Source organism: Nostoc sp. PA-18-2419, assembly GCF_005869855.1.
Classification (GTDB): Bacteria; Cyanobacteriota; Cyanobacteriia; order Cyanobacteriales; family Nostocaceae; genus Nostoc.
On sequence record NZ_SZNH01000002.1, the window covers coordinates 313,235 to 333,075 of the forward strand.

22 protein-coding genes are annotated in these 19,841 nt (G+C 41.1%); 8 read left to right on the top strand and 14 right to left on the bottom strand.

Annotated elements, in window-relative coordinates:
• Positions 1–35: 35 nt before the first annotated feature.
• The 7 genes from FCR06_RS03240 to FCR06_RS03270 form a co-directional block, all read right to left on the bottom strand.
• Complete coding sequence (locus tag FCR06_RS03240) at positions 36–515, bottom strand: GNAT family N-acetyltransferase (protein WP_138497414.1); 480 nt, start codon at positions 513–515, stop codon at positions 36–38.
• 153 nt (positions 516–668) lie between these two features.
• Positions 669–1,241, bottom strand: coding sequence for a DUF308 domain-containing protein (locus FCR06_RS03245; RefSeq protein WP_138497415.1), 573 nt, complete (start codon positions 1,239–1,241; stop codon positions 669–671).
• A gap of 116 nt (positions 1,242–1,357) precedes the next feature.
• Positions 1,358–1,909 (bottom strand): alpha/beta hydrolase, encoded by a 552-nt coding sequence (locus FCR06_RS03250; protein WP_138497416.1) that lies wholly within the window; start codon positions 1,907–1,909, stop codon positions 1,358–1,360.
• Positions 1,910–2,078: 169 nt separating this feature from the next.
• On the bottom strand, positions 2,079–2,270 hold the full coding sequence (locus FCR06_RS03255; RefSeq protein WP_138497417.1) for a bromodomain-containing protein: 192 nt from the start codon (positions 2,268–2,270) through the stop codon (positions 2,079–2,081).
• Between the two features lie 233 nt (positions 2,271–2,503).
• The gene (locus FCR06_RS03260; RefSeq protein WP_138497418.1) at positions 2,504–4,039 is read right to left on the bottom strand and encodes a tetratricopeptide repeat protein; all 1,536 of its coding nucleotides are present in this window, start codon (positions 4,037–4,039) and stop codon (positions 2,504–2,506) included.
• A 27-nt stretch (positions 4,040–4,066) separates the two neighbouring features.
• On the bottom strand, positions 4,067–5,086 hold the full coding sequence (locus tag FCR06_RS03265) for a caspase domain-containing protein (protein ID WP_138497419.1): 1,020 nt from the start codon (positions 5,084–5,086) through the stop codon (positions 4,067–4,069).
• Positions 5,087–5,096: 10 nt separating this feature from the next.
• Positions 5,097–5,474: a hypothetical protein gene (locus FCR06_RS03270; protein ID WP_138497420.1), complete on the bottom strand. Its 378-nt coding sequence runs from the start codon at positions 5,472–5,474 to the stop codon at positions 5,097–5,099.
• Positions 5,475–5,813: 339 nt separating this feature from the next.
• Between FCR06_RS03270 and FCR06_RS03275 the strand changes: the two genes are divergently transcribed.
• Positions 5,814–6,002 (top strand): ChaB family protein, encoded by a 189-nt coding sequence (locus FCR06_RS03275; RefSeq protein ID WP_223280030.1) that lies wholly within the window; start codon positions 5,814–5,816, stop codon positions 6,000–6,002.
• Between the two features lie 26 nt (positions 6,003–6,028).
• Here FCR06_RS03275 and FCR06_RS03280 read toward each other — a convergent pair whose 3' ends face one another.
• From FCR06_RS03280 to FCR06_RS03290, 3 genes are all read right to left on the bottom strand, one after another.
• Positions 6,029–6,901, bottom strand: coding sequence for a Uma2 family endonuclease (locus FCR06_RS03280; RefSeq protein ID WP_138497421.1), 873 nt, complete (start codon positions 6,899–6,901; stop codon positions 6,029–6,031).
• 210 nt (positions 6,902–7,111) lie between these two features.
• Complete coding sequence (locus tag FCR06_RS03285) at positions 7,112–8,941, bottom strand: peptidoglycan D,D-transpeptidase FtsI family protein (protein ID WP_138497422.1); 1,830 nt, start codon at positions 8,939–8,941, stop codon at positions 7,112–7,114.
• Between the two features lie 123 nt (positions 8,942–9,064).
• Complete coding sequence (locus FCR06_RS03290; protein WP_317616790.1) at positions 9,065–9,535, bottom strand: hypothetical protein; 471 nt, start codon at positions 9,533–9,535, stop codon at positions 9,065–9,067.
• On the opposite strand from FCR06_RS03290, the gene FCR06_RS34550 reads away from it, so the two are divergent.
• From FCR06_RS34550 to glgB, 5 genes are all read left to right on the top strand, one after another.
• Positions 9,519–9,788, top strand: coding sequence for a hypothetical protein (locus FCR06_RS34550; RefSeq protein ID WP_317616791.1), 270 nt, complete (start codon positions 9,519–9,521; stop codon positions 9,786–9,788). The two genes, FCR06_RS03290 and FCR06_RS34550, sit on opposite strands and share 17 nt — an antisense overlap.
• 161 nt (positions 9,789–9,949) lie before the next feature.
• Positions 9,950–10,108, top strand: a complete 159-nt coding sequence (locus tag FCR06_RS33355) for a hypothetical protein (protein ID WP_223280022.1) — start codon at positions 9,950–9,952, stop codon at positions 10,106–10,108.
• Between the two features lie 622 nt (positions 10,109–10,730).
• Positions 10,731–10,940 (top strand): hypothetical protein, encoded by a 210-nt coding sequence (locus tag FCR06_RS03295; RefSeq protein WP_138497424.1) that lies wholly within the window; start codon positions 10,731–10,733, stop codon positions 10,938–10,940.
• A gap of 936 nt (positions 10,941–11,876) precedes the next feature.
• The gene (locus FCR06_RS03300; RefSeq protein WP_138497425.1) at positions 11,877–12,209 is read left to right on the top strand and encodes a hypothetical protein; all 333 of its coding nucleotides are present in this window, start codon (positions 11,877–11,879) and stop codon (positions 12,207–12,209) included.
• Positions 12,210–12,461: 252 nt separating this feature from the next.
• Positions 12,462–14,753, top strand: a complete 2,292-nt coding sequence (gene glgB, locus FCR06_RS03305; protein WP_189523306.1) for a 1,4-alpha-glucan branching enzyme — start codon at positions 12,462–12,464, stop codon at positions 14,751–14,753.
• 42 nt (positions 14,754–14,795) lie between these two features.
• Here the strand turns inward: glgB and FCR06_RS03310 are convergent, their stop codons facing one another.
• Positions 14,796–15,656, bottom strand: a complete 861-nt coding sequence (locus tag FCR06_RS03310) for a hypothetical protein (RefSeq protein WP_138497426.1) — start codon at positions 15,654–15,656, stop codon at positions 14,796–14,798.
• Between the two features lie 285 nt (positions 15,657–15,941).
• On the opposite strand from FCR06_RS03310, the gene FCR06_RS03315 reads away from it, so the two are divergent.
• Positions 15,942–16,544: a hypothetical protein gene (locus tag FCR06_RS03315; protein ID WP_138497427.1), complete on the top strand. Its 603-nt coding sequence runs from the start codon at positions 15,942–15,944 to the stop codon at positions 16,542–16,544.
• A gap of 438 nt (positions 16,545–16,982) precedes the next feature.
• Here the strand turns inward: FCR06_RS03315 and FCR06_RS03320 are convergent, their stop codons facing one another.
• Positions 16,983–17,726 carry a response regulator transcription factor gene (locus FCR06_RS03320; RefSeq protein ID WP_138497428.1) on the bottom strand — a complete coding sequence of 248 codons (744 nt, stop codon included), beginning with the start codon at positions 17,724–17,726 and terminating at the stop codon, positions 16,983–16,985.
• Positions 17,727–17,883: 157 nt separating this feature from the next.
• On the opposite strand from FCR06_RS03320, the gene FCR06_RS03325 reads away from it, so the two are divergent.
• Positions 17,884–18,948, top strand: coding sequence for a YheT family hydrolase (locus FCR06_RS03325; protein WP_138497429.1), 1,065 nt, complete (start codon positions 17,884–17,886; stop codon positions 18,946–18,948).
• Positions 18,949–19,077: 129 nt separating this feature from the next.
• Here the strand turns inward: FCR06_RS03325 and FCR06_RS32375 are convergent, their stop codons facing one another.
• Positions 19,078–19,245, bottom strand: coding sequence for a hypothetical protein (locus FCR06_RS32375; protein WP_189523307.1), 168 nt, complete (start codon positions 19,243–19,245; stop codon positions 19,078–19,080).
• A 42-nt stretch (positions 19,246–19,287) separates the two neighbouring features.
• Positions 19,288–19,557, bottom strand: coding sequence for a hypothetical protein (locus FCR06_RS03330; protein ID WP_138497430.1), 270 nt, complete (start codon positions 19,555–19,557; stop codon positions 19,288–19,290).
• Between the last annotated feature and the right edge of the window lie 284 nt (positions 19,558–19,841).

The following is a 19,841-nucleotide window of genomic DNA, read 5'->3' on the forward strand; positions in this document are numbered from 1 at the left end:
AGAATTGGGTACTAGTGATTGGGGAAGGTAGGACTTTAAGAGGCAGTACTTACCAGTGCCTTGCGGAAAATGACTTTGTCATCTCCTAGTTTATAAAATTCTCGAATCCTCGCTTCCTCTTCGTAACCGCTCTTTCGATAAAATGCACGAACGTATTCAAAGTCTTTGAGCCCGGACGTTTCCACTAGTAGCATACGCTCACCTTTGTTAGCCAGCATTTGCTCTACGTGGTGCAACAAAAAGGCTCCACGCCCCTGTCTTTGACGAACCGGATGAATAGCGATGAGGTAGAGATTCCATGTCCCCTCAGTCATTCGTTCTGGCGCAGCGTATGCAACGCCTACGGGCTCGTTGTCGTAGTCAGTAAACCATACACCTTGGTTATCTGTTTTATCATCGAAATGCTGATTTAGCATTTGAGCGAGTTCTTCAATTTGATTTGACTCGAAAAGTCCTGTCGCTTCTGCCAAAGCGAGTAATGCATTTGTATCATCGGGCGCAGTCAGTCGAATCATAGCGAGTTTCAGTTAAGGCTTGCATGTTTGCTCTCATTATTCAAGCACCAACATTACAATTTTCTACAGCAGTTTTTTACCTTCGTGTAGAGTTTGGATTAGTCTCCATTACCCCTTATCCTCCCCCAGTCCCCAGTCCCTAATTCCCATTAACTAAGTAGGATTTGCCGCTGAGTCATCAGAATTTAAAGCAGAACGCACATTTAACGATAGCATTACGCGGGAAATGCCACTAAACAGAAGGCTGACACCGACTAGTGTTCCTAGAAGCCAAGGTGCATCATATGGCCACTGAAACCAAACCATTGCACCTAAGACGAGTGTAATAATGCCATTAACTAATACCCATGTCCAGTTTTGTTGGGGACGTAACTGGAAGGCTAGAATTGACTCAAATGTACCTTCAGTTAGCAGAAAAGTACCTAGTAATAAAGTGAGTGTGAGAACGCCTGTATAAGGATAAAACAAGAGCATTACGCCAGTTGCAATATACAGTCCACTCAATAAAAGTTTCCAAACAAAACCACCGCGATCGCGAGTTTGGGAGGCGTAAACTAGTTTTGTAAATCCAGCAAAAGTCAAAATCGCTGCAAACCACGTCTCAGCAAATATCGTGGTAAAACTAGGTACTGCAATCCCAATCACTCCTAAAATAATTAACAAAACACCTGCTACTATTGACCCATTAACTTTCTTGTTAATATCTTTAGAAACATCGGCTGTMATACTAATATTTTCCTACGCTTAGATTCATCTCTACATTTAAGCTAGGGAATTTTTCAGTCGTAGGGTACAACCTTCAGGTAGAGTCGTAGGTATTATATTTCAGTAAAGACTCAGGTTTATAAAAGTTCGGCAAGATTGCTTAGCCGTTCATAAACAGAAATCAGACGATCTCCTTCCAGTTCAACAGAAGCATTTGGATAATTCTGAATAGCTCCCAGCAGTGTAACTTCACCCTTTTGCTTAATAGTTGTACTTAAAGCAGTTCGTAATGCCTGCTGGTCTAATTGCCCTGCGGGGGGATGAACTACTTCACCAATTTGGCTAACCAAAACTGGTCCTGCCCAACTTGATAATAAGTTATTTAAAAATGCAGGATCAGCTTTTATGCCTGATTTGAGTGCTTTACGAGCCAATGCTGGGTCTTGTTTTGCCGCCTGCAAATAAGCGTCTAATGTTGGGGTGGTCTTGCCATTTTCGGCAAACTGATTTAATTCTTCAACAGATATTGGCCCTTGAAAGTCACCATATTTTAGAATAACTTGCTCAGCAGCCTCAGCGTTAGTACTTGAAAATAGAATAATAGCACCTGTACCTAAAGCTATCGTTTGAGCAACTAGTTTAGTAAAGTTAAGAGTGTTTAATCGATTCAAAATTTGAAAAATCTGCATTATTTTTGTCGAATTTAATCGTGTAGAACGTACATGGGCAAAAAACACCCAGTATCGTATTAAAAAATTTTGCTTAAAGATAGATAATTTTGGGCATACAATTGTATACCCTTAAAACCAGTTTAATTGTTGCAAATATTTTGAGAAATGGGGTTACTTTTGAGCCTTCTTATTGAGGTAGTATTGACTTATCTTCGTCTAAGGTTGGTGCAGGCACGCCCAAATGCTTTCTTGTAGCTTCTTCAGCTAGCTTTCGGTCTTGCTCGTTATCGAATTGACTCTCATCTAACAAATGAGGGTTTTTTGCCGCTTCATCTCGGCTTGGGCGATAGCCATTTTTCCACTTGTACTTCCAGTCCATAGTTTTTAATGCAGATATGCTGCTATTTTATTTCCTAACTTTTTATAATAAGCGCTCAATGGAAAATGACACTCTTGCTATAGGTTGAAGAAGCTCATTCGGAGGGTACAAATTTCAGCTCATCTTCAAGTAAGAATACTCTAAATATTTGATTACAAGCAAATTAGGAGTTGCGATCGCAAATTTAATAACTGTTTTCATTATCTAAATCTTCTCTTGTAAGAATAAAACTATTACTGAAGCTTCTTGATTCTGTTTATTGCATCAGTGTAATCTGCTGTCTTTCCTTGTTTCTTATAAAGCTCTGCCGCTTTCTGAAAATCCTCTATAGCACCCTTTTTATCCCCAAGAGCAGAGCGGGCATTACCCCGGTTGTAGTAGGCATTATCATAGTTGGGATTAATTTTGATAGCTTGGTTGTAATCCTCTATCGCACCCTTTTTATCTCCAATATCAGAGCGGGCATTACCCCGGTTGTTGTAAGCTATATCATAAATGGGATTAATTTTGATAGCTTGGTTGTAATCTTCTATTGCTCCCTTGTTGTCTTTTAGAGCATCGCGGGCAAGACCCCGATCAGTGTAGGCTTTATAATAGTTGGGATTAATTTTGATAGCTTGGTTGTAATCCTCTATGGCGCCCTCTTTATCTCCAAGACCAGAACGGACTAAACCTCGGTTGTAGTAGGCATTATCATAGTTGGGATTAATTTTGATAGCTTGGTTGTAATCTTCTATTGCACCCTTTTTATCTCCAATATCAGAACGGACTAAACCTCGGTTGTAGTAGGCATTATCATAGTTGGGATTAATTTTGATAGCTTGGTTGTAATCCTCTATGGCGCCCTCTTTATCTCCAAGATAATAGTGGACATTACCCCGGTACCTATAGGCATCAGTATAGTTAGAATTAATTTTGATAGCTTGATTAAAATCCTCTATCGCTCCCTGATAGTCTTTTTTCTGATATTTATCACTTCCTGCTTTAAAAAAATCCTCAGCAGTCATCGGAGAATTTGTAGAAGAGATGGATGGACTAGCACTAGGTTGAGATTCGGTATTTTGTAAAACCTCTGGTGTTTTTGGTATAGAAGAGATTATTAGAACTACAGCAAACACAGCAAAAATACTCCCGCCAACGAATAGGCGTAATTTTTTGGACGAGTTTACAGAAATTGCTTTAGAAGCTTTACCTATTATCTGGGTCGGGGATAGATTGATATCTCTTTGCCTAATAACTTTTTCTTCAATTCGTGCTACTTCTTCATCCTTGAGTTCCAAAACTTGCTGATATCGCTTCAATTCGTTACGAATCTCTTCACCAAACGGGTATCCATGCTGAATTTCTTGAGTTAATACTTGCTCATACTGCTGCAATTTTTGCTGGTAGGCTTGAATTTGAGCAGTAATTCGCTCTGCTATTGGGGCAATATCTTCATCTTTCAAACCTAAGATTTGCTGCTGTTGTCGTAGTTCCTTCCGCTTTACTTCCCTCAGAGGATATTCCTGCTGCGTTGCTGTGGTAAATGCTTGTTCATACTGCTGCAATTTTTGCTGATATGCCTCTATTTCAGCATTAACACGGCTTTCAATTAAAGCTATATCTTTACTAGTGAGTTGCCATTCTTGCTGCATCTGCTGCAACCGCTGGCGAGTAGCTTGACTGACAGTATACTCTTGTCGCATTGCCTCAGATAATGCCTGCTCATACTCTTGTAAATGCTTTTTATAGGCTGCAATTTGTGCAGTAACCCCCTCCTCAATTGGCATTGTATCTTCATTCCTTAGCCCCAATATTTACTGAAGATTTTGTCTTAGTGAATTAACTTCATCTGCGCTGAGAGCTACTGTTTGCTGGAGTGCCTCAGTGAAGTCTCTTTCATATCGCTGTAACTTTTCTCGAAATTCCAGACGAGAAGTTGCTAACATTTCATCTTCAATTGCAGTTGCTTCTACCTCAGATAGTCCTAAGTGACTTCTTAGTGCATCTAAAATCTTGCGACCCACAAAAGTAACTTCTCCACGATTATTGTATCGCGCCACTTCTTTGCGATACTTCTGTTTGGGATCGCCTTGGGGAACTTTTGTAAGTCGAATCTTAAAGCCTTCTCTACTTGTGTAAATTTCTGGCTTTATCGTCGGCTGTATTTCTCTAACCTTCAGGCTGGCATACTCATGCAACTCGTCAATGGAGACAACGCCATCTTCATCTAGGTCTGCTGCACCAGTTGTAATTCCTTCTATCAAATAACGGGTATAAATTGAGAGGTCTGACCCTTGTTGCTCAAAGGAATATTGAGTTGAACTGGATGAAGTGAGAACAGCTCGTCCTTCTCCTCCTAATTGCTCACGGATATCTACAGTACCATCGTCCTTGGCTGATAAACCCTCAGCAAAAGCACCACTAAAGCAACTATCTAAAATGATAACTTGCCGCTTAGAACGGCTGCGACTCATGCTTTCATGGATAACACTGGCTGCTACTGCCGATGAACGAATTAAATCTCCTCTGGGAGTTTTGTGTGTGGTACGGGTTGCTAAGAAAAGCCTACCAGTGTCATCTTTAATGCCATGACCGGAGAAAAAGAGAACTAACAGATCATCTTTTTGACGATGGGCAAAAAGATTTTCTATAGCTTCTTCCATATCTTGGCGCTGGGGATTTTTTAGCACCATAATATCTGTCTCAGTAAAGCCGCCCATTTCTGCGTGTAACAGCACTTGCTGCATCGCTTCTACATCTTTGACAGCACCAGGTAGCGGGTTTAACCCAGGCTCATATTCACTCACCCCAATCAGCAATGCTACTTTCGCCATTTGAAATACTCTATCCTGCTACAAATTTCTGGGCCGCCTCAACTGCTGCTTCTAACTCTTGCCGACTGCTAGCTTTGACTTTCAGTTTCTTGCCATTGGCCTCAATTTCTAGTTCAATAGTTTTGTTACCAAGGCGATCGCCTAAAAATCCCATCAGTGATTTAATGTTTTCGCCATTCACCTGGGCTGTTAGCCAACCCACAGCCAGCCCTGTGAGTGACTTGCTTCCCACTGGTGCTTCTGCTGGACGCAAAAGACCAGCGTCTTCTACTTCATCCAGTTCCAGCATTTGTTGCAATAGTATCTGCGTTTGTGTTTGCAGTTCGTCGTCATCCAAATCAGGCTCTTGGAGGGCGATGATAATCTGGACATTGGATGTACTCGCCATTCTCAACCTCTAACTGTGGTTAATAGTTAAATTCTTACGAGTATCTTATACAAGCTAGCTAATAACAATTCCGGTCTGCATTGTCGCGAATACAAAATTTACCAAGATGCATAGTGTGCTGTGAATATGAAGAGTACTGTAAAGTAAAAATAAATACTATTATTCGATACACCAAGTTAGGCTTAATTTTTATTTACTTTATTAATTTAATAAAACCAGAGCGATCGCTGCAAATATTCTTTTAAGTTTACCTAGCGATAAATTTCATTTACTTACTACTAGACTTTTCATCTACTCACTTAAATTGCAAATTAGTTATGATTTATGCCTTGTCAATAAATTAAAGATTTACCAGATTCAGTAAAAGATAACTTACCGAAGCACGCTCAAGAAATTTTTCGGGCTGCTTTTAATAGCGCTCAAGAAGAGTATGGTGAAGAAGAACGTGCTTTTCGTGTTGCTTGGAGTGCAGTGAAGCGCGATTACGAAAAAGGCGATGACGGACATTGGCACAAAAAGCCCGAATAGTTTGAGCAGTTAATCCTCGTCAAAAACTAGTCTATATCTGGTTCAAAGCCAAGCGATCGCAATTGTGCGAGCAATTTCTCAGCGCGTTGTTTTTCTTGTTCGGCACGTTGCTTTTCTTGTTCGGCACGTTGCTTTTCTTGTTCAGCGCGTTGTTTTTCTTGTTCGGCGCGTTGTTTTTCTTGTTCGGCGCGTTGTTTTTCTTGTTCGGCGCGTTGTTTTTCTTGTTCAGCGCGTTGTGTTTGTTGTTCAGTAGAAGTCAATACCCAGCAACCTGTCCAATCATACCAGCGTAACCAAGGCTGTTCCACATCTTGATAGCGTCCTTGCCATACGCCTAAGCCTAATTCTAATTCTGGTATCCAAAAGCGTGAATCTGAAAGTGCGACCTCAGTATAACGACCGCCGTTTAACTTAAACACTCTTAACTGATATTTATAGCGGTCAAATACTACATAATAAGGAATACGAAGAATCTGCTCATACACTTCCCATTTTCCTGGTGGTTGCTCGATATCCCGCAATGTCTGTCCCAAGTCTTCTTTTTCAGTACCGGGGGATAGTAACTCGACCACAATAAAAGGATGAACTCCTTCTTGCCAAATCACATAACTTAAGCGTAAATCCCGTTGTTCATAGAGACGGGAAACACCCAAAACAGCAAACCAATCTGGTCGCTTATACCACAGTGGATGGCGCGGGTCATAATAAAGATTCAAGTCGCTAGCAACAAATATCTCATCACTGGGGTAATTTAGGGGACGAAACGTTTCGTCTAACAGACGAGGTTGCAAGATATGAAACTGATCAGGCAAACCAGGCTCCTCAGGGTCTTCACTAGGAAGATCGTACATGGTTGGCAACACATCTTTTGGGGATCGTGGCGGGTCAGTTTGATACATCTTAAAGCAGTTGCGATCATGAGACTCTCTAGCTATATTATGATTTAAGAAAAATTTTTGCGATCGCTACTCCAACAACAGTCTTAATAATACATTCGGCATGGGACATAGGAAGACGTACAAAGGCAAGGGAAAGAATAAAAAATAACCTCTTTCCTCTGTGCTAATATCTCCCCACACTTCCCCATCTCCCCACCTCCCCCATCTCCCTCATCTACCTGATTCCATCGCCTTACTCGGCGKAATCTCTTCCAAAGGAATCAGCGCTTCGATCACAGACTTGACAATTGGGGCGGCGACAGTAGAACCATAAGCACTTTCTCCTTTTGGCTCATCCACCACTGCGAACACTACATAGCGAGGAGATTCCACTGGTAAAATAGCCACAAAGCTCGTCATCCTAGCACCCTTAATATAGCCGCCAGAGGGACTAGCTTTTTGAGCTGTACCAGTTTTACCAGCGATGCGATATCCCGGAATTTGTGCCGCCTTGCCACTACCTTGAGTAACAACAGTTTCCATCATTTCCACTACCTTTTGAGTTGTTGCAGTTGAGAAAATTTGGCGTGGTATGGTGCGAGTGGGAGAATCATGCATCTGCCCTTTACTATCAATCAGACCTCGAACTACATGAGGTGTGACCAACTTACCGCCATTGGCTAAAGCACCGTGCATTTGCACCAACTGTATAGGTGTCATGGAAAAGCCTTGCCCAAAGGAAGTAGTTGCTGGTTCAATTGGGGAAGCGATAAATTCTTCTTGAGTTTTGAGGCGGCCGCCAACTTCAAAAGGTAAATCTGTATCAACCTTTTGTCCCAGACCTAAGCGTTCTAGCCAGTTGTAATAGATTGCAGGCTTTAAACGTTGGATAATTTGCACCATGCCAATGTTGCTGGAATATTGCAGGATTTGAGCGATGCTGATTCGCCCATTCGCATTATTCATTGCATTTTTGATGGTGTAATTAGCTACGTGAATAGAACCGGAGTCATTAAACATATCATCTGGTTTAATGACGCCATTTTCCAAAGCGATCGCCACATTCAAAGGCTTGAAAGTTGATCCCGGTTCATAAAGATCCGCCACCGTCCAGTTTTTAAACAGTGAAATATTAGCTTTGGCGTATTCATTAGGGTCATATGTGGGCTGAGAAACTAAAGCAAGTAAAGAACCATCCAATGCGTCCATGACAATTACCGCTCCACGTTTAGCCTTAAACTCATCCATCCTTTGCTTAAGAGCAGTGCGGGCAATTCGTTGCAAACGGCTATCGATAGTCAGTTGCAATCGCAAATCATCAAAATGTAAAAAACCTTCGGGGGCACGGTCTGGCATTATCGCACCGTTACCAGACCGACTCAGCCGCACGGTTTGCACAGAACGTTCTAGCAACTTTTCTTGAGAGTATTCCACACCCGCTTGACCGCGGCGGTCAATATTCACGTAGCCCAGCACATCAGCAACCAAATCATCTGACGGGTAAAATCGAGAGTATTTTTGAATTAACTCCAATCCATTTAAACGTAAAGAAGTGATGCGATCGATAATTTCTTCTGGTATGGCTGGAGCAAGTATAATCCCACTTTTTTTGCTTTCAAAAGTCTTGACTAAATCAGTAGTATCTTTCCCCAATATTGGAGAAAGCTCTTCTGCTATCTCTTTATTAGACTTATCGAACAGCTTAGGATGAGCGTACAAAGTATATACAGGACGGTCAATTGCCAACAAATTATTATTCCGGTCTATCACAGGCCGACGGGGCATAAAAGGTCGCAAATTCACCATTTGCTGATTTCGTGCCTGCTCTGTTAACTTTGCTCCCCGGATAATTTGTAGGTTGTATAAGTTAATACTCAATCCCAACCCGGCGAGCATTAGTGCGCCCCAGACAACAAAAAGTCGGGACTTGGTGCTAGATGTTTGCCGTTGAATATTAGAGGTTAATTTCCCTAAAAACCCTGTTTTGGAGCGTTTCTGTTGCCTTGTGAATGCTGGATGACGAAACTTGGCGAATTTTGCTTTGCTTGGTGACTTTTGCATTGGGTTTGTCCTTTGTTTTTTTGTCTTTTGTCCTTCATCCTTTGTTGTTCGTCGTTTATCGTTTGTCCTTTGCAAATGACTAATAACCAATGACTAATAACCAATGACCAATGACTATTAACCTTAATATCCCAGCGGCGAGAGTGTTTGTTGCTCAGAATTTGGCTTTGTATTAGACGATGCTGATTCAGAATTAGAGGAAGCTGGAGGTAAGAAAATCATTCCTTCAGGAGTCGGTGATACTAGGCCTGTTGTTGGCTGTTCTGCTTCCTGTGCCATTTTGTTTGTCAGGGTCGCGTTAGTTGTCGTCAATAGCCGCTCATGACGCTGGAGATTTTGTAATCTCCGATATGACTGACTCCAAAGCTCTTGAGAATATACTGTCCAACCATAAACCGCAAGTGTTGCTGCTACTAACAAGAACGCCAAAACTGACGAATAACGATGAAACATGTACAAACGTACCAACCATAATGGCGTTACTCCAGAAACAGGCATGGTGGGAAGATTAAGAAAACCTACCTCCGAACTTTTACTGCTTTCATTCGACTGGTGATTAATTTTTGGCAGTTGTTGTGTGTCCAATTCTTTCATAGATTTAGGTATAACTGCCTCAGTTGTAGAAGAAACCGATAAATTTTTAAAAGAAGGCTTTCGTTTTGCAGATGACACTGGTGGAGCTTGGGGAATGGGTATAGAAGCATTCTGCGCTGTTGACTCCAAATCGACAGAACGTCGTCGCCTTCCTAACGAAAGGATAGAATCTCGCGAAAACCAAGTACCCCTTCTAGAAACAGCTGATTTACGAGCAATAACCATAAATTTTTTTAGATGGCAAACACTGTAGTTTGAATTAATTGTTTGTTTTTGCTGAGGTTAAAATCACCTTCTATACAATAAGGGACTGACAAATAAAAAATATCCCACTATTCGTAGTCAACGCTGTAACCAGCGTGGTCTTGGGGAGCCACTGTAGTCTTTTGGGGGTCTCCCTTATGAGCAAGTGGCGTGGTTTCCTCCATAAGCGGGCAATCTTTGCAGCCGTGTTCGACGCAGCAAAAAGTAGAAGCGGCGGCTAACGATGCTTTGTTAGCGCAGCGTTATCGACGCAGGAGCGTCATCCCGAAGCCGTCAAGAGTCATCAGTCATCAACTTCAAACGGAATAATTTATTTGTTGGAGTTCCCTAAACACACATAACAGACTACACCCTTTTAACTCTTCTAATAGCTAGATATTGCAATGTTTGCAATCAGCGATCACAAACTTGATACCTTGCTATATTAGATATCGCATCTAAAGTATGGCAATGCGAGGCAGCATGGTGCAATACTCGAGCAAAAAATAAAAACTAAGTCAAAATTAATACGAAGTTTCTCCGTGGCGGAAGCTGCTGAGAACTTTAGAGAAGATAAATATTTAGTAAAAGTTTATACTTAACTTTTGAATAAAACTCTCAATTGTAGATTCAAAGGTAATTTTAAACTCCGTATTCATCACTAGTCATACTCCAATTGATTTTGGATTTTGATGACTGACTCCTAAATTCTTCAGAATAAAATTTTTTGTTATGATAGCTTGATTGACAAAAAGTTTAAAACTTGCGATTTTGCTCTTGAGTTAAGAGAAACTAATCAAACGCCTGGATGATATCTAATTTGATAAAGAATACCTCAAAAGGTTGTTTTTTTTAAGTATGTAATCTTACACCATTAAAAAAAAAGCGATAAATACGGTATCGTATTCAACAGGCAAAAAATTTTCTAGCCACAATTGGTGAAAGAGGAGTTATGAAAACAAAAATCTTTGGTTTGGCTCTAATGTTAAGTCTGGCTGCAATTCTCGGAGCCTGTGAAGGTGGTGATAATGGTGGTACTACTACTACTACTCCAGCTGCCACAGGTGAACCAACAGATGCACCACCTACTGGGTCTACCCCTACTACACCAGCTACTCCTGCAGCTACTCCTAGTGCTAGTCCCACTGCTAGTCCTAGATAAGACACTCTAAAATTGAGTTGAAATTAGCCCAGAATAATTTGCTGAGACAAAGACGGGGATGCGGAGAATTATCAACTCAACTTTGGTTCACTTGCCAGACCATTAGTAGTCTGGCAACCTAAAATTCACTGGTTGAGGCTGACACCAACAGAAGTCACTAGCGCCGACTTTTGGCGAAGAGAACTTCTCATTCAAAGACGCTGCGCGAACGGGGGACGCGAAGAATTATCAACTCAGCTTTGATTGATTTGCCAGACGAGTAGTAGTCTGGCAACCAAAATTGTTTGATTGATGCTGACACCAACAAAAGTCACCAACCCCGGCTGACGGCGAAGAGAACTTCTCCTTCAAAGATGCTGTTACTAGCTTACTTAAGAGTTGGGCTACGGAGGATGCAAAGAGTTATCAACTTCAGCTTTGGTTGACTTCCCAAAGCACAAGTTTCAGGTACAAGCGAGTTGATAGCAAGCAATCGCAATTAGCAAGAAAGTAATTATAATCCTTATATCCCCTAAAACAATAGGATTAAAGATAATAGGCGTGCAGTTGCCTTGTGAGAGTACATTTCACAAATAAAATTCTAATGTCCATATTGATAGGTATGGAATTATGATTTCTAAGGGACTGAAAAATCAAAAAATATCCTACTGTTGGCAGTCAACGGTCAACAGTTATCAGTCATCCACTTGAAACGGGATTGTTTTTTCTTGGAGTTACCTAAATCTAAGCTATTTTATGAGCAAGGTACTTCCCTAGTTTGGTGTTTGGAATCCTTTAGATTACTCACTTTTAAGAGGGTAAAACAATTCATCATATATTAAAAAATAAGAGATAGTGATGTTCCTTGATGTTGCCAGATTTTTATTGGCATGGGGTATAAGGAATCTGATGTCTGAAAACAGATTTTCATGTTGCGTTGTAAATGCAGTTGGGGAGATGGTAATAGTTAAAGTTACAAAAGAAGTAAAATTACTTTGTATATTCGTAATTAGCGTCACATCAATATTTTTAAGTAGTATTTGGGGATCGGGGGTAATAGCATTACCGCCACCAGAGGATACACCAGAAGAAATATTAAGGACACAGATTATTATWGAAGCGCGATCGCCTGTTGATGGCAGATTCCTCACTGCTGCCGAATATGCTCAATTAGAAGCACARCTGCAACAGGTACCACCGCCAAAACTAGACCCCAAAATTCGCGACCAAATTTTCTTGCTTCGCCTCCGGAAAACCTTACTTCAGTTTTTCCCATTTTTAAATTTTTAAGAATTTGTCATTTGTTGTTTGGTATTTCTACCCCTGCTTCAAGAGCCTCGGCACTTTCCGCTTGCCCACTCCCTTATCTTCCTCATCCCCTTCATCACCCACACTCTCCCAGTGCCCGATACCCCAAAAACAGATAATTCATTCTGAGGTAGGATAACGATGGCGACAAATTTGCAAATAAATGTAAAGAATATATATAGATATTAAATAAAGTACGTTTAGTCAATCACGTTATTACACGTAGGTAGCTTCATGTCCATCACCACCATCGCTTCTGAACAGGTTAATCGTATCGTTTGGAATCAACATCACGATCCCTTTGAAATACTAGGTTCTCATCCCATAGAACAAGATGGCAAAACTGCTTGGGCTGTGCGAGCCTACCTACCAAATGCCAGCGCCGCCTGGGTAATTCTTCCAGAACAACGCAAAGAATACCCAATGCAAACAGTGCATCATCCCCACTTTTTTGAATGCACAATTGAAATTGCAGAACTGGCAAATTACCAGTTACGGATTAAAGAAGGCGAACACGAGCGTGTCATTTATGACCCTTACGCTTTCCGTTCTCCCCGCTTGACAGACTTTGACTTGCATTTGTTTAGTGAAGGCAATCATCACCGGATTTACGAAAAACTGGGAGCGCACCCTACAGAAATCGGTGGCGTTAAGGGCGTTTATTTTGCTGTTTGGGCACCAAATGCCCGGAATGTTTCAGTCTTGGGAGATTTTAACCTCTGGGATGGGCGCAAACACCAGATGCGTAAAGGTTCCACTGGAGTTTGGGAATTGTTTATTCCGGAAATCGCTGTGGGCGAGCATTACAAATATGAAATCAAAAATTTTGAAGGACACATTTACGAAAAATCTGATCCCTACGGTTTCCATCAGGAACTCCGTCCAAAAACTGCATCCATTGTCACTGACTTGGATGTTTACAGTTGGAATGACGAAGAGTGGATGGAAAAACGCCGTCGCACTGACCCCCTGACGGGGCCTGTTTCTGTCTATGAAGTGCATTTAGGCTCTTGGTTACACGCTTCTAGTGCCGAACCAGCTAAACTGCCCAACGGTGAAACCGAACCTGTAGTTATCGTTTCTCAACTGAAGCCGGGAGCACGTTTCCTTACCTACCGGGAACTGGCTGACCGACTCATTCCATATGTCAAAGAATTGGGATATACACACATAGAAATGTTGCCCATCGCGGAGCATCCCTTTGATGGTTCTTGGGGTTATCAAGTCACTGGGTACTATGCCCCCACTTCCCGTTTTGGCAGCCCCGAAGATTTGATGTATTTTGTTGACAAATGTCACCAAAATGATATGGGAGTAATTATGGATTGGGTTCCTGGTCACTTCCCCAAAGATGGACATGGTTTAGCATTCTTTGATGGTAGCCACTTATACGAACATGCTGACCCACGCAAGGGCGAACACAAAGAATGGGGTACTTTAGTATTCAACTACAGTCGCCATGAAGTCAGTAATTTCCTAGCAGCAAATGCCCTCTTTTGGTTTGATAAGTACCACATTGATGGTGTTCGTGTCGATGCTGTGGCTTCGATGCTCTACAATGACTATTGCCGGGAACCAGGGGAATGGCTGCCCAACCAGTATGGTGGCAGAGAAAATTTAGAAGCAGCAGATTTTCTGCGTCAAGTAAATCACACTATCTTTAGCTATTTTCCTGGGGTTCTGTCAATTGCTGAAGAATCCACTTCTTGGCCGATGGTATCTTGGCCTACCTACACAGGTGGACTAGGCTTTAACTTAAAGTGGAATATGGGCTGGATGCACGATATGCTGGACTACTTTAGCATGGACCCGTGGTTTCGCCAATTCCACCAAAACAATGTCACCTTTAGTATGTGGTATAACCACAGTGAGAACTTCATGCTGGCCTTGTCCCACGATGAAGTGGTGCATGGTAAGAGTAATATCATCGGCAAAATGCCAGGGGATAGATGGCAGAAGTTTGCTAATGTGCGTTGTTTGTTTACCTATATGTTCGCTCACCCAGGCAAGAAAACCATATTTATGAGCATGGAGTTTGGGCAGTGGAGTGAGTGGAATGATTGGGCAGACTTGGAGTGGCACTTACTACAGCATGAAGCCCATCAACAGTTAAAAACATTTTTTCAAGATTTGAACCATCTCTACCGCAGTGAACCAGCTTTGTACAGCCAGGATTTTACTGAACAAGGATTTGAGTGGATTGATTGTAGCGATAACCGCCATAGTGTGGTTTTCTTTATGCGCCGTGACAAGGATTCGGATGATTTTGTGATTGTGGTTTGTAATTTTACGCCGCAACCCCATTCTCACTACCGTATCGGTGTTCCAGAAAAAGGATTTTATACCGAGTTGTTCAATAGCGATGCTCGCAAGTATGGCGGCAGTAATATGGGCAATTTAGGCGGTAAGTGGACAGATGATTGGTCATTGCACAGTCGTCCTTATTCTCTGGATTTGTGTTTACCACCTCTAGGTGTGTTAATTCTCAAGTTGGATAAGGAGAAGACTGCTGAAGCATTGAAATAATAATTTGGGGTGGGCAATGCCTACCCCGAACAAAATTTTTGTTTATTGGCGTGTTACTGAACCACTGACTGTCATCGGAGAGCCAGAACGTTCCCATTTAACATCTAAAATATCATCCCCAATTAAATTCATTGTGATTGTGCCATTACTAATACAAGACCCTACTGTGATATTTTCAAAAAATTGGGCAGTTCCTAATTTTAGACTTTGTAAAATTAAGTCACTGGTACAATAGTAAGGATATTTATATGCAACAGAACCAACCTTTGAACCCACATTACCATTTTTTAATTGAATTTCTACCTTAATATCTTGAGATGAATTGTCTTGAGAGTTCTTTTGGATCAGATTACCGAACCATTTACCAACATATTTGCCTGTAAGTGTACCTCCTGTAGCTGTTGAAGGAGCGGGCTTTTCTCCTGGTGAAGATGTTGTTGTAGATGTTGATTGAGATGATTGTGGTGGAACAACTAAATTTCTGTTACTTGCTGTTGAATTAGGCTCTAAGTAAAAAGTTTTAGTTGTATTAAGTGTAGTTTGCAAATTTACTTGATAATTAGCTGTTTGATAGCCATCTTTACTTAAAAGTATTTTGACAGTTTTTCTTTTCGGAATACTAATTTCTGAATAACCATTGTTATCTGTTTGGGACAGAGTAGGTGGTCCATCAGAAATAATTTGGACTTGGACTCGCGGGATAACTTTTGATTCCTGCCTATCTTCAACGTAGAAGTTGAAATTTTCATATTCAACAGATGGCGATTCTGTTGAGGTAGGTGATAAAGGAATAAAGTTACGACTAATTAGAAACTCAATACCTGCGTATCCGCCAGTAACTACAACTAGTGCCAATAAAAGAACTTTTACTAAAAGGGGTAGATTTCTTAAATTTTGTAACATAGTAGTAATTACAACAGTATAGCTACTGTAATAATTGCATGAATTTTAAAGAAAATACATAAGTAACTCTAAACTCCAAGCATGAGAGGTAATGAGCAATTACCATTGCAGTGATAATTACTTATCGTAAAATAAGTTCACTAGCAATGGTCATTCTACAAAAGCTCAATGTCTCAGTTAGATGTAGTAGCGTGTCAAGGCTAACGCACCTTAAATTATTGGTGGTGCGCCGCTTGGGGACAAGGCACCCTACATTTAAACTTATTAACTTAATTACGAATTACTATGCCCTACAGTCAATTCACCATTGATAAAGTGAAACAAGATTTTCACTTAACTACTGTAGAGGGAGTTCGCTTTTTTCCAGACTCAATTGAACCAGTTACATCAAGTCCTAGACTGCAAACTATTTTAGAGAATTTACCGTGGGCGATCGCAGTTGATACTAAAAAAGCACGTTCAGAGGTAATTATCAATCCTATACTTCTGGAAGTACGGCGTATCCTTAATTCTTCAATTAGTGTATTTTCTGGTGAAGAGTTTAACGTTGATGCGAGTATTGGACTCAATGGTGTATGTGACTTCCTGCTTTGTCGTTCGCCAGAACAATTAACGGTGGAAGCACCTGCAATTATGATTGTTGAAGCAAAAAAAGCAGATTTAAAATCAGGACTTGGACAGTGCATTGCCGAAATGGTAGCTGCACAGCGATTTAATGAAGCTAAAAAACAATCTTTTACAGCAGTTTATGGTACCGTGACTAGTGGAACGCAATGGCGATTTCTGAAGTTAGAGGGACAAACGGTAACAATTGATTTAATGGATTATTTCCTTCCTCCTGTGGAGTTAATTTTGAGCTTTCTGGTATGGATGGTGAAAGCAGGTTAATTCTAATTGCGGGGTTTTCGAGACCTGATAAATTGCCCTCTCTACAACTGTTTTGGTCTTATCTAAACTGTATTGTTTTATATTCTGTCTTCATGTTTAGGTGTTTCACGCAGGCTGTAATAGCTTCCATCTTGGCTGTAGTAACTTCTGTCTTCACGTTTGAGTGTTTCGCGCAGCATGTCGCGGTCTTCAACCATTAAAGTGTGGATGGATTGATTACGACAATGAGTATTTCAGGCAATTTTATAGAAAGCGGCAGGAAGCTCAACCTATTGTTTGTGGCTGGAAAGGAATAGCTACGCTACTGTTTGGGACATTGGGTATTGGTAATTTTTCCCCATGCCTAAAAATTTCATCACCTTGAATTTAGTAAAGTACATTAAATTTATAGGGTAGCACAGCTGTGCTACCCTACTACTCAGAACTGCTGCGGTGATTTTATTCCACCGCTGTTACGGAAGCTCCTTCGGCGGCTGGAGGTATACTCGGTAACTCCAGACAGTATCCAGCACCATATACTGTCTTGATGTAGCGGGGATGGCGGGGATCTGGTTCTAGTTTGGTTCGCAAGTGACGAATATGGACGCGAATGGTTTCGATGTCGTCATCAGGATCGTAGCCCCAAACTTCTCTGAGGATTTCGCTGGGAGAAACTGTTTGACCGTGGCGTTGCAACAAGCAGTGAAGTAGCTCAAATTCCAAGTGAGTCAATTTCACTGTTTCGTTGAACCAGATGGCCTCAAATCTTTCGGGAACGAGGGTGAGTGAGCCATAGTTGAGAATCTCACTGTGTTTGGCTGCTTGGGGAATGCGGTCGGTACGTCGCAAAAGTGCCCGCACCCGCGCTAGCATTTCTTCAACTTCAAAAGGCTTGGTGAGGTAGTCATCTGCACCAGCATTAAAGCCTTCCACCTTGTCCTGAGTTTGGCTCAACGCCGTCAACATTAACACGGGAATCTCGGCGGTGCGATCGTCGCGACGCAGGCGTTGGCAAACTGTAAATCCATCGACTCTGGGCAGCATCAGATCGAGCATGATCAAGTCTGGTTGTAGCTGGAGAGCCAGCGCTTGACCTTTGATGCCGTCTTCAGCTTGACTAACATCGTAGCCAGCCATTTCCAAGTTGACGGCAACTAGTTCTGAAATCGCTGGGTCATCGTCTATGACAAGAATCCTCGGCATTCTTAAAAAATTATTACTACTTATTAAGGATAATTAAGAACCTTTGATAGATACAAAGATTTTTGAATTGACTCTAAAAAAGATTTTAAATCTTACATAAATATTAAGATTAAATGACTGTGAAATCAAGACTTAACTAAACGAAATCTTATAGTCTATGATGTGTTATACTCCCACATTCAATCCGTCTTGGTTTTTACAAAACGGTGTAATTATGACTGTACACACCGCTTTGTGGGGAAGCCGTTATTGGGAAAGTACTAATCAAAATCCAGAACCGTCTTATCACGAAAAAATTTTTATAGGTGGCCAAGGTGTGCCAATTTTTGGCTTGGTTGCTATACCTGAAAATGCTCACAGCACGATTATTGGAACTTATGGTATTACCGGAGAGTTAAAGACAGAATGGTCTTTGAGAGTATTAGGACGTAAAGCCTATGCTCAAGGCTACGCCATAGTATTATTTGATTGGCGTGCCCACGGTAAAACTGCTGACTTGTCGCCAACTTTGACTTCCGATGGATTGTATGAGGGGGAAGATTATGTTCGCATTGCCGCTGCTGCTAAGGCAATGGGATGTCCGGGAAAATTTTGGTTTACAGGATTTTCTTTAGGAGGGCAATTGGCGCTATGGGGGGTGAAAGTCGCTAGTGAAGTAATTAGAGAGCATGAAGATTTAGGACTTGAAAATAGCGACATTGGCGGTGGTATGGTAATTTGTCCGAGTTTGGATTCTGAGCGATCGCTATCTTATCTAGTCACAAAACCTTTTGGCAGATATTTGGAAAGGCAGATTGCCCAGAATTTAAAAAAACTCGCATGGCGAATACATGATGCTCATCCTGGAAGCATTGACCCAGCAGCGATTGAGCGCGCAAACAGTATTTGGGGTTTCGATAACGAACTAGTAATTAACCGACTAGGTTTTCCTTCAGTGGAAGCATATTACCAAGCTAGTAGCGCTTTAGAAATATTGCCGCAAATATCAAAACCGACTTTGATTATCTATGCTGCTGATGACCCACTTTTTGACCCAGCCATCATACCTGAATTGGAAGCTGCTTGCGATCGCAATCCGGCAATAGATTTGTTGCTTACCCGTTACGGCGGCCATGTTGGCTATATGAGTAGCAAAAATTGCCAACGCCAATTACAAGACCCTGACCCTTGGTGGGCATGGAATCGGATTTTACAATGGCTGGAGCAAAAGCGAACAGAGTAATAGGGAACTCCAAGAAATAAATTATCCCGTTTGAAGTTAGTGACTGACGACTGTTAACCGTTGACTGTGAGCAGTGGAATATTTTTTATTTGTTAGTCTCTAATCAAAAGGATGGCATTGATTGAGAAGCTACCACAACATTATTGGCAAACCAGCAATCACAGAAGCAATACTTGTCCAGAGAGTAAAGCGCTCAATATCTACTTCATCTAAAGCAATGCTCATTTGCTTAATTGCTAATAATAGGGCTGTCAGTAGCACCACAAAGAAAGCAAAGTACTCTAAATTAACAAGCATTCATCCTCACTATCTCTATAAAAAAGTAGTTATAATAGGTTTTTAACAAGCTTTTGCAGGTTTTTTTTGTTTCCAATTTAACACTTTCTCGAAATAATTATTAACTAGTGAATAAATATCTACTTCAGATAGCCAAATCATAGTTTCATAACCAACCCGACCCATTTGTGGCTCTGGCCCCATAGGCATTTCCACCAAATATTCCCAACTACCTGACTTAAATCGGTAGTTTTTGATGATGCCTTCTCCACCAATAAAACTGACTGTCTGACCATTACAAAACTTAGGTATTGGCAAAACACTTGCAGACATTCTTAGTAATTCCTTTGAGTAATATCGTAATAGCTAATGTTGTAGCTAAAAGAAAATTTGTAATTCTCTATCAAGGGTTTTAAGGTACTCTCCTTCAAAGGATTTAAGCTGGAGTTAAGAATCGTACATCTAGAGTAATAAACGGCGCACGTACATATAGAGCAATAAATTATGATATTAATCAGCAAAAGCAATCGCAGCTACCTGTAACTTAGTATTAAGTAGTGATGTTTACAGCCAGACTTAACATTTAACAACTCCTTTGGCAGATTTTAGGAAAAATA

Coding starts and splice junctions, on each gene's coding strand:
- FCR06_RS03295 (WP_138497424.1), top strand. CDS start 10,731: ATGAAAACAAAAATCTTTGGTTTGGCTCTAATGTTAAGTCTGGCTGCA.
- FCR06_RS03315 (WP_138497427.1), top strand. CDS start 15,942: ATGCCCTACAGTCAATTCACCATTGATAAAGTGAAACAAGATTTTCAC.
- FCR06_RS03240 (WP_138497414.1), bottom strand. CDS start 515: ATGATTCGACTGACTGCGCCCGATGATACAAATGCATTACTCGCTTTG.
- FCR06_RS03325 (WP_138497429.1), top strand. CDS start 17,884: ATGATGTGTTATACTCCCACATTCAATCCGTCTTGGTTTTTACAAAAC.
- FCR06_RS03320 (WP_138497428.1), bottom strand. CDS start 17,726: ATGCCGAGGATTCTTGTCATAGACGATGACCCAGCGATTTCAGAACTA.
- FCR06_RS03255 (WP_138497417.1), bottom strand. CDS start 2,270: ATGGACTGGAAGTACAAGTGGAAAAATGGCTATCGCCCAAGCCGAGAT.
- FCR06_RS32375 (WP_189523307.1), bottom strand. CDS start 19,245: ATGCTTGTTAATTTAGAGTACTTTGCTTTCTTTGTGGTGCTACTGACA.
- FCR06_RS03280 (WP_138497421.1), bottom strand. CDS start 6,901: ATGTATCAAACTGACCCGCCACGATCCCCAAAAGATGTGTTGCCAACC.
- FCR06_RS03290 (WP_317616790.1), bottom strand. CDS start 9,535: ATGAAAGAATTGGACACACAACAACTGCCAAAAATTAATCACCAGTCG.
- FCR06_RS03265 (WP_138497419.1), bottom strand. CDS start 5,086: ATGGCGAAAGTAGCATTGCTGATTGGGGTGAGTGAATATGAGCCTGGG.
- FCR06_RS03250 (WP_138497416.1), bottom strand. CDS start 1,909: ATGCAGATTTTTCAAATTTTGAATCGATTAAACACTCTTAACTTTACT.
- glgB (WP_189523306.1), top strand. CDS start 12,462: ATGTCCATCACCACCATCGCTTCTGAACAGGTTAATCGTATCGTTTGG.
- FCR06_RS03310 (WP_138497426.1), bottom strand. CDS start 15,656: ATGTTACAAAATTTAAGAAATCTACCCCTTTTAGTAAAAGTTCTTTTA.
- FCR06_RS03270 (WP_138497420.1), bottom strand. CDS start 5,474: ATGGCGAGTACATCCAATGTCCAGATTATCATCGCCCTCCAAGAGCCT.
- FCR06_RS03330 (WP_138497430.1), bottom strand. CDS start 19,557: ATGTCTGCAAGTGTTTTGCCAATACCTAAGTTTTGTAATGGTCAGACA.
- FCR06_RS03260 (WP_138497418.1), bottom strand. CDS start 4,039: ATGCCAATTGAGGAGGGGGTTACTGCACAAATTGCAGCCTATAAAAAG.